A 12553-nucleotide genomic window follows, 5' to 3' on the forward strand; every position below is an offset into this window, starting at 1 on the left:
ATGACGCTCGCCGCCTTCCTGCTGCTCATGCTGCTCGGCATGCCCATCGCCTTCGTGCTGCTGGGCGCCACCTTCACCTTCGTCATCGCCTCGGGCAACTTCCGCCTGCTGGAAAACCTGCCCCAGGTGATCTTCGGCTCGCTGGAAGTCTTCGACCTGCTGGCGATCCCGCTCTTCATCCTGCTCGGCGAGATCATGAACGAGGGGGGCATCACACGGCGAATCATCACCGCCGCGCGGGCCTGGTTCGCCTGGGTTCCCCACAGCATCGCCTATGTCTCGCTGACCTCGAACCTGATGCTCGCCTCGATCATGGGCTCCGCCACCGCCCAGATCGCCATCATGAGCCGAGTGATGACGCCCGAGATGGAACGCGACGGCTACGACAAGGGCTTCGCCGCCGCCCTCACCGCGGGGGCCGGCCTGCTCGGCCCGATCATTCCCCCCTCGATGGTCTTCATCATCTATGGCGTCATCGCCCAGGTCTCGATCGGCGCCATGTTCATGGGAGGCATCATCCCGGGATTGGTGCTCTTCCTGCTGATCAGCGCCCTGATCGCCCTGGTCGCCAAGCGCGCCCACCGGACAGGGAGCGACGAGAAGCGCCGCATCTCGCTGTGGAGCGCGACGCGTGGCGCCCTGCTCACCCTGAGCATCCCGCTGGTCATCGTCGGAGGCATCGCCTTCGGCGTGGTCACGCCGACGGAGTCTGCCGCCGTGGCGACGCTGATGGCGCTGATCCTCGGCGGCCTGTTGTTCCGCGAGCTACGCTGGAGGACGCTCCCCGGGGTGCTGGCCAGAACGGCCCGCAACACCGCCATCGTGCTGTTCCTGATCGCCGCGGCCAAGGCCTTCGGCTGGGTGCTGGTCTATAACCAGATCCCGCAGCAGGTCGCCGGCTTGATGCAGGGCACCACCGAGAGCCCGGTAATCTTCATGCTGCTGGTCTTCATCCTGCTGATCCTGGTGGGTATGGTGCTCGATGGCATCGCCGCCCTGATCATCCTGGTGCCGATCCTGCTGCCGGTGGCCCAGCAGAGTTACGGCATCGACCCCATCCACTTCGGCATCGTCACCTGCATGACCCTGAGTCTGGGGCTGCTGACGCCGCCGGTGGGCGCCGGCCTCTACGTCGCCTCCGCCATCAGCAGCGTCAGCCTGCCGCGCATCACCAAGTGGATCTTTCCCTTCGTGCTGGCGGCCTGCCTGGTGATCCTCGCCACCATCTTCAATCCCTGGCTGGTCAGCGTCTTTCGCTAGGCTTTGTCTGAAAAGTCGGCGAGCGAAGGCTAAACAAGGCAAAAATCAGCGAGAAGCCGGAGTTTACGGGGTGTAAATGAGGACTTTGAGCTGATTTTTAACGCGGTATAGCCGAGCGCAGACAGTTTTCAGGCATTGCCTAGGGGCAGACCGAGGACGGCGGCTGGATGCTAAGATACCGTCCTGATATCCACCACCCGCGGCAAGGCTCGCCACGCGACACCTTGCCGCTGAAGCAACCGGCAGAACACATGCAAACATCCGATTCCCGTGAAGCGCCGTGTCGCGAAAGCGACGGCGGTGCCCTCTCGACGGCCAGCACCCTGCCCGGCAACCTGCTGCGCCGCTGCCACCAGATCAGCGTTGCCGTCTTCCTGCGCAAGTGCGAGGCCCTCGAACTCACCCAGCTGCAGTACATCATCCTCTGCGCCCTGGAGGAGAAAGGGCCGATCGACCAGATCACCCTGGGCGGGCACACGGCCCTGGACCGCAACACCGTGGCGGTGGTGGTGCGCAAGCTGGAGGAGCGCAACCTGGTGAGCCGCGACCGCAACCCCGAGGATCGCCGCTCCATGCTGGTGAGCCTGACCGAGGCGGGCCGCCAGCTGCGCCGGCACGCCGAGCCCTCCGTCGCCGAGGTACAGGAGGAGCTGCTCGCTCCCCTGGGGGAGGAAGACAAGGCGCTCCTCTGCCGACTGCTGCAGACCGTGGCCGATGAGAACAACCATCTGAGTCGAGTGCCGATGCGTCACGGCGCCTAGGACTCAGCGATGCCAGCGACCGTCACCCGGCCCCAGCGCCGCCCGCACCTCATCCGGCACCGGCCGGCCCTGCAGTCGCTGCGGATCGTCCGGGTGCCGTCCCGCCCACACCCGGGTCACGGTGGCCTCCACGGCCAGCGCCTCGCCGCGGTGGAGGCGATGGTGCACGTCGAAGCTGCTGCGCCGGAACTCGGCGACCCGGGTCTCGATGCGCACCTCGTCGCCGAAGCGACAGGGCGCGAGGAAGCGGCCGCGCAGGTCGACCACCGGGTAGCCGATCACCGCGAAGCGCGCCTGCAGGGTCTCGAGGTCGAGCCCGGCCTTGGCGAACAGCAGACAGGTCGCGTGATCGAAGTAGGCCAGGTAGCGGGGGTGGAAGACGATGCCTGCCGGGTCGCAGTCGCCCCACTCGATGGCGCGAAAATGGGTGTGGATCAAGATGGGCTCCTCGGCGTAGTGAGGCTCAGTCGAGCCGCAGGACCTTCTCGGATGGCGTGGCGGCATAGAGTTCCTCGACCGAGGCGGCACGCTGCTCCAGCACGGCGCGCTGGTTGATCGAGCCCTTGTCGGTGGCCTCGCCGGCGTCCAGGCGCGGCGGCTCGTCGAGCAGCATCGCGCGTCGGACGCGCGTCGCACTGCCCGTGCTGTGCGCGGCCAGTTCGCCCAGCAGGCCGCGGAAGCGTTCGCGCACCGGCTCGCTGGCCAGCACCTCTGCGGCCGACGCCTCCCCCGGCAGTCCCGCCAATCGCCGGCATTGATCGACCTCCGGGAAAACCAGGATCGACACATGGGGCCTGTCGAGCCCGGCGATCACCACGTCCTTGATGAACGGCGTGCCCGCCTCGATGATGCGGGCGCGCAGCGGACCGACGCTCACCCAGGTACCGGTATCGAGCTTGAAGTCCTCGGAGATGCGCCCGTCGAAGCGCATGCCGCGCTGGGGCCGCTCGGGGTCGATGAACTTGACCGCGTCGCCCAGGCAGTAGAAGCCCTCTTCATCGAAGCTCTTGGCGGTGATCTCGGGCTGACGCCAGTAACCCGGCATCACACTGGGGCCCTTCACCCGGCACTCCAGCTTGCCGCCGTCGGGCACCAGCTTGACGGTGACCCCGCGGGCCGGCAGCCCGACCACCCCGGAGCGGGACTCCTCCAGCGAGGCGAACATCGCCGAGGGCGCCGTCTCGGTGGCGCCGAGCCCGGTCAGCATGCCCACCTTGCACCCGAGGGTCTGGATAGCCAGGCGGTCGAGGTCGTCCCAGACCGGCTGGGAGAGCCCGGCCCCGGCGAAGAACATCAGCTTGAGGCGCGAGAAGAAGGTCTCGCGCAGGGCATCGTCGCGCTTCAGGTGCCCGACCAGCAGCTCGAAGCCTTTGGGGACGTTGAAGTAGATGGTCGGGGCGATCTCGCGCAGGTTGGCGAGGGTCGTCTCGAATTCGCCCGGCACCGGGCGGCCATCGTCGATATGGAGGCTGCCGCCGTTGTAGAGCACGATGCCGGCATTGTGGTTGCCGCCGAAGGTGTGGTTCCAGGGCAGCCAGTCGACCAGCACCGGCGGCTCGTCGCGCAGGAAGGGCATCTGCGCCGCCAGCATCTCCTGGTTGGCGCACAGCATGCGGTTGGTATTGACCACCCCCTTGGGCATGCCGGTGGAGCCGGAGGTAAACAGGAACTTGGCGATGGTGTCGGGGGTGACGGCCGCATGGGCCGCGTCGACCGCCGCGCTGGCCGGGGTATCAAGCAACTCACGGAACTGGCGCGCGCCGTCCACGGTCCCTGGCTCCACCGCCAGGCAGTCGCCATCGTCGGGCTTCACCGCCGCCAGGGCGGCGGCGAAGTCGTCGCCCCGGTCGACCATCACCATGCCCGGCGTCAACAGCTCGACGATATAGCGCAGCTTGGCGAAGTCGCGACTGACCAGCGAGTAGGCCGGGGACACCGAGGCATAGGGGATGCCGACGTACATGGCGGCCATCGCCAGCAGCAGGTGCTCGACGGAATTGCCGCTGAGAATCGCCAGGGGACGCTCGACGCTCAGGCCGGCATCGAGCAGGCCCTGGGCCAGGCGGCGCACCCGGCGGCGCGTCTCCGCGTAGCTCAGCCGTTGCCAGGCACCGGTTGCATCGCGCCGCGCCACGAAGCAGCGCTCCGGCGCCTCGGCCGCCCAGCGGTCCAGGCAATCCATCAGGGTGTCCGGGTAGTCGCCGAGGGGCTCGGCGACCCTCAGCAGCTGGGTCCCATCGTCGCGGCGCGTGAGCTGCGCCGTCGACGCACCCAGCCGGACGTCGCGGAAGGAAACTGACATGGTCGCACCCAATCGTTGTGGTCATTGTCGTGGAGGCCCGCTCGGCCCTACCCCGGGCGACGGTGCCTTGATAGCATGCCCCTCAATAGTTCCACAAACTGTTTAGGCGCAAAACATTTTATGTGTTAAACATTGGTCTAGGATCTCGCCGAGGGCGACCCGAGGCCGACGCGCCTGCCCCTTTACTCATGAGCAGAGCAGACACATGAACCACGATGAGAGGAATGGCATCGACTACTCGATGCTGAAGTCGCGCCTCGGCTACAAGCTGCGGCGCGCCCAGCTGGTCTACTTCGACGTCTTCGCCGAGGCCTGTGCCCGGGAAGGTATCACCCCGGGGCTGTTCGGCATCCTCGCCATCGTCTACCACAACCCCGGGCTGACCCAGTCGGCAGTGTCGAACGCCCTGGACGTGGACCGTTCCGCCATGGTGGCGGCGATCGACAAGCTGGAAAGCATGGAAGTGGTGGAACGCCGCAAGTCGCAGCACGACCGCCGCTCCTACGCCCTCTACCTGACGGCCAAGGGCAAGTCCTTCACCGAGCGCCTCAACCAGAAGGTCGAGGCCGGCGAGGAGGCCTTCACCACCTTCATGGGAAACGACGAGCGGGAACAGCTGCTGGACATCCTCGACCGGATCATCCAGGCCAGGCGGGACGGCTGAGCCAAGGCGACATCGCCCTCGCCCCCGCCGAGGCGGGGCGAGGGCGTTGGCGCCAGGCGTTGCAGCGGCTAGAAGTCGAAGAACACCGTCTCGCCCTCGCCCTGAAGGCGAATGTCGAGGCGATAGCGCACCTTGCCGTCCGCCTCCTCGCGCTTGGCGATCAGCGTCTGGCGCCGGGTCGGCGACTCGATGGCGTTCAGCACCGGACAGGCGGCGTTGGCCGCGGCCTCGTCCTCGAAGTAGAGCCGGGTCTGCAGCTGGATGTTGATGCCCCGGGCGAAGATCGCCAGGTTGATGTGCGGCGCCATGACCTTGCCGTCGCCCCGGCTCACCGCCCCGGGCTTGATCGTCTCGAGGCGCCACTCGCTGGCCCCTTCGGCGGTGGTGGCGGTGCGGCCGAAGCCGTTGAACGGCTGCTCGAGATCGAACCCGGGCCGGTATACGCCCTGGCCGTCGGCCTGCCAGGCCTCGATCAGGGCGTCGCGCACCGGGTCGCCGTTGCCGTCGATGACGGTGCCGACCACCTCGATGTGCTCACCCTCGGCCTCCGGCTTGGCCATGCGGTTCCAGATCTCTTCCTCGCGCTCGGGCAGGCCGGCCACGTCCAGGGCCAGGCCGATGTGCACGTAGGGCCCCGCGGTCTGGGAGGCGGTCTCGCGCAGCATCAGCTCGGCGGTGGGGGTCGAATTGGGCTGTTTCATGATGGTCCCCTGATCCTGTATCACTGATTCTCGAACCAGCTCATTGATTTTCGAAGTAGGTCTGCAGCTCGCCGCGCACCACCAGGTCGAAGCGATAGGCCAGGCAGTCCATGGGCTTGCTGTGCGCCATGTCGAGCCGGCCGATCATGGTCTCGACGGCCTCGGGGTCCTTGAGGGTCTGCACGATCGGGCAGACCGGGATCAGCGGATCGCCCTCGAAATACATCTGGGTGATCAGGCGGGTGGAGATCGCCGGGCCCATCACCGACACGTGAATGTGCGCCGGGCGCCAGGTGTTGATGCCGTTGCCCCAGGGGTAGGGGCCGGGCTTGATGGTACGGAAGCGATACCAGCCCTGCTCGTCGGTGAGGCAGCGCCCCACGCCGCCGAAGTTGGGATCGAGCGGCGCCAGGTAGGCGTCCTTCTTGTGGCGATAGCGGCCGCCGGCGTTGGCCTGCCACATCTCCACCAGGGTATGCGGTACCGGCTTGCCGAACTGGTCGACCACGCGGCCGAACAGGATCATGCGTTCCCCGGCCGGCAGGCCGTCCTGCCCCTGGCCCTCCCGATAGTTCATCAGCAGGTCGTTGTCGTAGCGCCCCATGCGCAGCCGGCGGAAGTCGGGACCGCTGAGCTCGGAGATGCTGGGCGACTGCAGGCTGACCAGGGCCTGGCTCGGCGAGCGGGCCACGGAGGTCTTGTAGCCGGGCGCATAGGCCGGCGGATGCCAGTCACGGTCGCGTTCCACGAAACGCTTGTTATCGTCTTGCATTGGGCGTGTCTCTTGCTGGCGGACGGTTCGGCGGCCTCCGCCCCGGGCGGAGTGCCACCGCAGTATCGCCAGTGTGGCGTCTCGCCAAGGAGCTGCCAATTGACGTCTCGCCGGGATGCTATAACCCCAGGGTTATGGCAGCGGCTCGATAGCGGTCGAAGACGTTGCCGCCTCGGCCGCCTGTGGGCCACGAAAAGGCCCCTCGATCGAGGGGCCTGTATGGCGGGGCATCCCGCCGCCACAACACCACGAGACACTAATGCGCCAGCATCTCCTCGGCGATCTCCTGGCCCTCCAGGTCGGCGGGGTAGTAGGTCGGCCAGTGCTCGACCTCTTCCAGCAGCGCCTGGCGATCGTCGCCCCAGTACAGGTGGTAATGCCCGGCGTCGTTCGGGGCGATAGCGTGATCGCTGAACTGGATGAACTCGGGCAGCGCCTCGCCCCCGGCCTGCCGCTCGAAGATATAGCGGACGCCACGGTTGCCGGCCTCGTAGGTCAGGATCTCGTAGCCGTCATAGGCGTACTCGCCGCTGCGCGACCCTTGCGGGTCATGGAAGGTGACGTCGTTGCCATCGATCTCGATGCGCGCCACGTCCGTCTGGTAGCCCTTCTGGTAATACGCCTTGTAGTCGTCGGCCGTCTTGTCGGCGCTGTCCGCCGCCTTGGCGGCCATCACCTCGTCGAGGGTGCCGTCCTGCAGGTACGGATACACCGACTGCCAGTCGCCCTGCCAGTCCGCCAGCGAGCGGTCCTGGACCTGGTCGTCGTCGAAGTAGCCGGCGTAGATGTCCTCGTCGTGGTCGTGACCATGGCCATGAGCGTGGTCGTGGTCGTGGTCGTGGTCGTGGTCGTGGTCGTGGTCGTGGTCGTGGTCGTGCCCATGATCGTGATGGCCATGCCCGTGGTCATGCTCGCCGTCGGCCGACTGGGCAAGGGCCCACTGGCTGGCCGTCACCGACAGCATGGCGATGGCCATCACACTCAGCTTCCTGGAATATCGCGTGCTCAAGGTATGTCCTCCGGAATCGTCGCACTCGCATCGCGCCGGGGCCGGCGCTCGAGGAAAATGTTATAACATAACTAAAGCAAGGCGCGCGACACCGGCCCAGGAGCTCCGGGCCTATCCCTGGCCGCGAGGTTCCCCTGGGGCACGGCGCGCTTACTCCCCGGGCCGCCCCGGCCGTGGCTCCGCGGCCACCTCCCGCAGCACCTCGCAGAATGCCTCCAGGGCCAGCGAGGGCTGCATGGTGGCGTTGGTGCACAGCCCCACCGAACCGCCCTGCCCCTCCAGCGGCAGCGCCAGCTCGACGAGGCGGCCGTCGGCGAGCTCGTCGAGCACCGACTCCCGAGGGGCCACCCAGATGGCGTCCCCTTCGCGGGTGAAGCGGCGGCTGATCGGCAGCGACAGGGTCTCCAGCAGCCGGCCGGGCAGCGTCAGCGAATGGCGCACGCAGAAACTGTCGACCTGCTGGCGCAGGGTGGTGCGGGGCGGCGGCACCACCCAGGGGAAATCGACCAGCCGCGTCGGAGCCAGGGGATCGACGCCGGCCAGCGGATGGCCGCGGCTGACCACCAGCAGCAGCGGCTCGTAGTAAAGGTGTTCGAAGGTCAGGTCGCGGATCTCGCGGGCCTCGGTCATGCGCCCGACCACCAGGTCGAGCTCGCCGAGCCTGAGCTGCGAGAGCAAGAAGGCGCTGGGGCCGGCCACCACGTTGACGCCGACGTCGGCCGCCGCGCCGTCCTGCCAGCGCTGGATGGCGACCGGCAGCAGCCGGCTCTCCACGGTGGACAGCGCGCCCACGCGCAGCCACTGCCCCCGGTGGGCATCGCCCACCGCCGTCACGCCCTCCTCCAGCGCGCGGATCGCCGGCCCGGCGTGGCGCAGGAAGGTCAGCCCGGCCTGGGTCAGCGCCACGCCCTGGGCGCTGCGCTCGAACAGCTCGGCGCCCAGGGTCTCCTCGAGCTCCCGAATGGTCTTGGAGATCCCCGGCTGGCTGATCGCCAGGCTGTCGGCGGCCCGGGCGAAGCTACGCCGCTTGGCGACTTCGAGGAAGGCCTGCAGGTGGCGCAGCTTGATACGCGAGCTCAGCACCCTGGCTTCCCTCTCCTGCGCTCATGATTCATGTTCCACCTCCTCGACTTACGCCACCACCGAACCCTAGGCCAGTTCGCAAGGATGCCATATCGCATCCTGAAAAAGTCCCGAGGCTTGCGGAGAAGCCCTGAGTCGCGTCGCGAGCGCAGAGAGGCTGGTCGACGCCGGAGCGCAGCTCCCGGAATGTAGCCAGCTACATGAGGATAGCGAGTACCGCCGGCGACCAGGATCTCGAGCGCAGCAGCGAGTCAGAGTTTCTCCCCGCCCCAGCCGAGCTGCTTGGCCAGCGCAAAGGCATGATTGGCCGCCGGCACGCCGCCGTAGATGGCCACGTGCATCAGCACCTGGCGCAGCTGGGCCTCGCTGATGCCGATGCGCTTGGCGGTCTTGAGATGCAGCTCCAGCTCCTCGCGGCCCAGGGCGGCGAGGATGCCGGTGGTGATCATGCTGCGCTCGGCGCGGGTCAGATCCTCGTTGCCCCACAGCTCGCCCCAGGCCAGCCGGGTGATCATCTGCTGGAAGGGCGCGTCCAGGCTGGTGGCGTTCTCGGTGGAGCGCGCCACGTGGGCCTCGCCCAGCACCTGCTTGCGGGTCTCGAGACCCTCGGCGTAGGCCACGCCCTGTTCACCGACCCACGAGCGATCCGCGGCCATCCACAGCAGCAACCGCTTGGCGAACGCCTCGGGGACCTCCACCGAGGGCACGTGGCCGACGGCCTCGAGGACCTCCAGCGGCGCGCCGTTGCACTCGGCGGCCAGGGCCTGCAGGGTCTCCGGCGGCGTCGCCATGTCCTCGCTGCCGCCCAGCAGGTGGACGTCGACGCCCTGCGACCCGGCACAGGCCTCCTTGAGCCGGCCGCGGAAGTCGCTGCGGCCGAGCATCTCGCACAGCCGCGCGTAGCTCTCGCCATCGGTGCGCGCCATCTGGACGCACCAGCCGCTCTCCAGGGCCGGATCGCGCTCGACGAGGGCCGGGGCGAACCAGCGCGGCACGATCTCGCCGGCCATCGCCGCCAGGCCTTCCTCGCGCACCCGGCCGGCACGGGTATTCCACAGCTCGGCGTTGCCGATCACCGCGCCGGTGTTGGTCAGGGTCGCCGACAGCAGCCGCTCGGCGTTCGCCTGGATCAGCTGCTGACCGACCACCCCACCGATGGAGGTACCGACGAAGTGGAAGCGCGCCGCACCGGCCCGCTCGGCCAGGGCCAGGGCCTCGGCGGCCAGGGCCTCCGGCGTGATCTCCCCGCCGTCGGCCGGCCAGGCCTCGCTGGCGCCGTGCCCGGGCAGGTCCCAGGTCAGCACGCGATAGCGCGGCAGCAGCGCCGCCAGCACGTCATCCCACACCGCCTGGGTCATGCCCAGTGGGTGGGCCAGGATCACCAGCGGATTGGCCTCGGCGCCCAGCAGGCGATAGGCCACGCTGCGGCCGTCGATATTCAGAAATGCCATGAAAATTTCTCCTGAAGCCTAACGTCAACACTAAAACAAGAATGCCGCCCTCGAGACACGTCCTCGCCTACGGAACGGAGCAGCGGCCACGACAGGCGCCAAACCAGGCGTCAGGCGGCCGCGAGGCCCAGGATCCCTCGCGCCTGCTGCCAGGTGGCCACCGGGCGCTCGTACTGCTCGCACAACTCGGCCACCCGTTCGACCAGGGCCGCATTGGAAGGAGCGAGGGACGCCTTGTCCCAACGCACGTTGTCCTCGAGGCCGGTGCGGGTATGGCCACCCGCGGCGATGGACCACTCGTTGAGGACCAGCTGGTTGGCGCCGATGCCGGCCCCGCACCACTGCGCGTCCGGGGCGAGGCGCCGCAGGGTCTCCACATAGAAATCGAAGGTCGGCTTGTCCACCGGCATGGCGTTCTTGACCCCCATCACGAACTGGACGTAGAGCGGCGCCTTGATCCGGCCCTGCCGGGCGAGGCTCGCCGCCTGGTGGATATGGGACAGGTCGAAGGCCTCGATCTCGGGCTTGATGTCGTACTTGAGCATCTCGTCGGCGAGCCACTCCACCAGCTGCGGTGAGTTCTCGTAGACCCGGGTGGGGAAGTTGTTGGACCCCACCGCCAGGCTGGCCATGTCGGGCTTCAGCGGCAGCATGGCCCCGCGCTCCCGGCCCGCGCCGGAGCGCCCGCCGGTGGAGAGCTGAACGATCATTCCCGGGCAGTGCTTCTCGAGGCCCTCCATCAGCCGAGCGAATTTCTCGGGATCCGAGCTCGGCGTCTGGTCGTCATTGCGGACATGGCAATGGACGATGCTGGCCCCGGCCTCGAAGGCCGCCTGGGTGCTCTCGACCTGCTCGTCGATGGTCACCGGCACGGCGGGATTGTTGTCCTTGCGGGGCAGGCTGCCGGTGATGGCAACGCAGATGATACAGGGAGTCGACATGGAAACCTCGGGTGACGCCTGAACGCTCGTTCAGGAGGTATGTAGGGGAGCACCACCGTCGACACGGGACTCGCGGTGCGCATGAACGCCATCGAACCTCTCCGTCATGCCTCAGCCGAAAGCGACGATGGCGTTAACCGCCAGCAAAACGCACGGCACGGGTAACGCTCGACGCGGGGCACCGGCGCCTGATGCCTTGGCGACGGCTTCCTTCGAAGCTCCCATGCAGTCCGCGGCCTTCAGTCGACCCGCTCGATCAAGGTGGCGATGCCCTGCCCCACGCCGACGCACATGGTGCACAGCGCATAGCGCTTGCCGGTCTTCTGAAGCTCATGGGCGGCGGTCATCAGCAGGCGCGCGCCGGACATGCCCAGCGGGTGGCCCAGGGCGATGGCGCCGCCGTTGGGGTTCACCCGCGGGTCGTCGTCCTCGAGGCCCAGGTCGCGCATGCAGGCCAGCGCCTGGGCGGCGAAGGCCTCGTTGAGCTCGATGACGTCGATCTCGTCCAGCGACACGCCGGTGCGCTCGAGCAGGCGGCGCACGGCGGGCACCGGGCCGTAGCCCATGATGCGCGGCTCCACGCCGGCGGTGGCCATGCCGACGATCCTGGCCATGGGCGTCAGGCCGTGCTGCTCCACCGCTGCCTGGCTGGCGACCAGCATGGCCGCGGCGCCGTCGTTGACCCCGGAGGCGTTGCCGGCGGTGACGCTGCCGCCCTCGGCCTTGAAGGGCGTCGGCAGCTTGGCGAGCTTCTCGACGGTGGTGCCGGCACGCGGATGCTCGTCGGTATCGAAGACCAGCGGCTCCTGCTTGCGGCGGGGGATCTCGATGGCGACGATCTCCTCGGCAAAGCGCCCGGCCTGCTGGGCCTCGGCGACCTTGGCCTGGGAGCGCGCGGCGAAGGCGTCCTGATCCTCGCGGGAAATGCCGAACTGCTCGGCCACGTTCTCCGCGGTCTCGGGCATCGAGTGGGTCTCATAGACCTTCTTCATCAGCGGATTGACGAAGCGCCAACCGATGGTGGTGTCCTCGATCTGCTGCCCGCGGGAGAAGGCGCTTTCGGCCTTGCCCATAACGTAGGGCGCACGGGACATGGACTCCACCCCGCCGGCCAGCGCCAGGTCCATCTCGCCGGCCTTGATGGCGCGGAAGGCGGTGCCCACGGCATCCATGCCCGAGCCACACAGGCGGTTCATGGTGGTGCCGGGGATAGATGCCGGCAGGCCAGCCAGCAGCGACGACATGCGCGCCACGTTGCGGTTGTCCTCGCCGGCCTGGTTGGCGCAGCCCATGAAGACTTCCTCGATCGCCGCGGCCTCGAGGCTCGGCGCCTCGGCCAGCACGGCCTTGAAGATGTCGGCGGCCAGGTCGTCGGGACGCACGCCGGCCAGGGTGCCGCCGAAGCGCCCGATGGCGCTGCGGCGGGGATGACAGAGATAGACGTCGGTCATGTTCGATACTCTCCTAAAATTCGCCTCTGGAGCGAGGCAGCGCAGACCGCTAGACGAATTTATGAAATTCGCCTCTAGAGCGAGTCGAGCGACAGCCAGACAAGGCGAGAGACAGCGAAAAAGCGGAGTTTACAGAGGGGTAAATGAGCATTTTGAGC

Annotated in this window: 12 protein-coding genes; 3 read left to right on the plus strand and 9 right to left on the minus strand. The window is 67.9% G+C overall.

Annotated elements, in window-relative coordinates; translation table 11 throughout:
• Together ACXAFN_RS06040 and ACXAFN_RS06045 are read left to right on the plus strand one after the other, a co-directional pair.
• Positions 1-1260: a TRAP transporter large permease gene (locus ACXAFN_RS06040; RefSeq protein WP_474987075.1), complete on the plus strand. Its 1260-nt coding sequence runs from the start codon at positions 1-3 to the stop codon at positions 1258-1260.
• 251 nt (positions 1261-1511) lie between these two features.
• Positions 1512-2021, plus strand: a complete 510-nt coding sequence (locus ACXAFN_RS06045; protein ID WP_474987077.1) for a MarR family winged helix-turn-helix transcriptional regulator — start codon at positions 1512-1514, stop codon at positions 2019-2021.
• 3 nt (positions 2022-2024) lie between these two features.
• On the opposite strand, the gene ACXAFN_RS06050 is transcribed toward ACXAFN_RS06045, so the two are convergent.
• Together ACXAFN_RS06050 and ACXAFN_RS06055 are read right to left on the minus strand one after the other, a co-directional pair.
• Positions 2025-2459 (minus strand): acyl-CoA thioesterase, encoded by a 435-nt coding sequence (locus tag ACXAFN_RS06050; protein WP_474987079.1) that lies wholly within the window; start codon positions 2457-2459, stop codon positions 2025-2027.
• 25 nt (positions 2460-2484) lie between these two features.
• Positions 2485-4323 carry a feruloyl-CoA synthase gene (locus tag ACXAFN_RS06055; protein ID WP_474987081.1) on the minus strand — a complete coding sequence of 613 codons (1839 nt, stop codon included), beginning with the start codon at positions 4321-4323 and terminating at the stop codon, positions 2485-2487.
• A gap of 205 nt (positions 4324-4528) precedes the next feature.
• Here ACXAFN_RS06055 and ACXAFN_RS06060 point away from each other — a divergent pair, with 205 nt between their 5' ends.
• Positions 4529-4987 (plus strand): MarR family winged helix-turn-helix transcriptional regulator, encoded by a 459-nt coding sequence (locus ACXAFN_RS06060; protein ID WP_474987083.1) that lies wholly within the window; start codon positions 4529-4531, stop codon positions 4985-4987.
• 68 nt (positions 4988-5055) lie between these two features.
• Here the strand turns inward: ACXAFN_RS06060 and pcaG are convergent, their stop codons facing one another.
• The 7 genes from pcaG to pcaF all read right to left on the minus strand — a co-directional run bounded on the left by pcaG (position 5056) and on the right by pcaF (position 12395).
• The gene (gene pcaG / locus ACXAFN_RS06065; RefSeq protein ID WP_474987085.1) at positions 5056-5688 is read right to left on the minus strand and encodes a protocatechuate 3,4-dioxygenase subunit alpha; all 633 of its coding nucleotides are present in this window, start codon (positions 5686-5688) and stop codon (positions 5056-5058) included.
• Between the two features lie 40 nt (positions 5689-5728).
• The gene (gene pcaH, locus ACXAFN_RS06070; protein WP_474987086.1) at positions 5729-6460 is read right to left on the minus strand and encodes a protocatechuate 3,4-dioxygenase subunit beta; all 732 of its coding nucleotides are present in this window, start codon (positions 6458-6460) and stop codon (positions 5729-5731) included.
• A gap of 256 nt (positions 6461-6716) precedes the next feature.
• The gene (locus tag ACXAFN_RS06075) at positions 6717-7469 is read right to left on the minus strand and encodes a metal-binding protein ZinT (protein WP_474987088.1); all 753 of its coding nucleotides are present in this window, start codon (positions 7467-7469) and stop codon (positions 6717-6719) included.
• Positions 7470-7619: 150 nt separating this feature from the next.
• Positions 7620-8552, minus strand: coding sequence for a pca operon transcription factor PcaQ (gene pcaQ, locus ACXAFN_RS06080; RefSeq protein ID WP_474987090.1), 933 nt, complete (start codon positions 8550-8552; stop codon positions 7620-7622).
• Between the two features lie 251 nt (positions 8553-8803).
• The gene (locus ACXAFN_RS06085) at positions 8804-10003 is read right to left on the minus strand and encodes an alpha/beta fold hydrolase (protein ID WP_474987092.1); all 1200 of its coding nucleotides are present in this window, start codon (positions 10001-10003) and stop codon (positions 8804-8806) included.
• Positions 10004-10113: 110 nt separating this feature from the next.
• Entirely contained in the window at positions 10114-10944 is an 831-nt protein-coding gene (locus ACXAFN_RS06090) for a 3-oxoadipate:acetyl-CoA acetyltransferase (RefSeq protein WP_474987094.1), read from the minus strand.
• Between the two features lie 239 nt (positions 10945-11183).
• Entirely contained in the window at positions 11184-12395 is a 1212-nt protein-coding gene (gene pcaF, locus ACXAFN_RS06095) for a 3-oxoadipyl-CoA thiolase (protein WP_474987096.1), read from the minus strand.
• Positions 12396-12553 lie beyond the last annotated feature (158 nt).

The sequence above is a fragment of the Halomonas sp. ABH4_019 genome (genome assembly GCF_056159885.1).

Coding starts and splice junctions, on each gene's coding strand:
- ACXAFN_RS06055 (WP_474987081.1), bottom strand. CDS start 4,323: ATGTCAGTTTCCTTCCGCGACGTCCGGCTGGGTGCGTCGACGGCGCAG.
- ACXAFN_RS06040 (WP_474987075.1), top strand. CDS start 1: ATGACGCTCGCCGCCTTCCTGCTGCTCATGCTGCTCGGCATGCCCATC.
- pcaG (WP_474987085.1), bottom strand. CDS start 5,688: ATGAAACAGCCCAATTCGACCCCCACCGCCGAGCTGATGCTGCGCGAG.
- ACXAFN_RS06060 (WP_474987083.1), top strand. CDS start 4,529: ATGAACCACGATGAGAGGAATGGCATCGACTACTCGATGCTGAAGTCG.
- ACXAFN_RS06090 (WP_474987094.1), bottom strand. CDS start 10,944: ATGTCGACTCCCTGTATCATCTGCGTTGCCATCACCGGCAGCCTGCCC.
- ACXAFN_RS06085 (WP_474987092.1), bottom strand. CDS start 10,003: ATGGCATTTCTGAATATCGACGGCCGCAGCGTGGCCTATCGCCTGCTG.
- ACXAFN_RS06045 (WP_474987077.1), top strand. CDS start 1,512: ATGCAAACATCCGATTCCCGTGAAGCGCCGTGTCGCGAAAGCGACGGC.
- pcaF (WP_474987096.1), bottom strand. CDS start 12,395: ATGACCGACGTCTATCTCTGTCATCCCCGCCGCAGCGCCATCGGGCGC.
- pcaH (WP_474987086.1), bottom strand. CDS start 6,460: ATGCAAGACGATAACAAGCGTTTCGTGGAACGCGACCGTGACTGGCAT.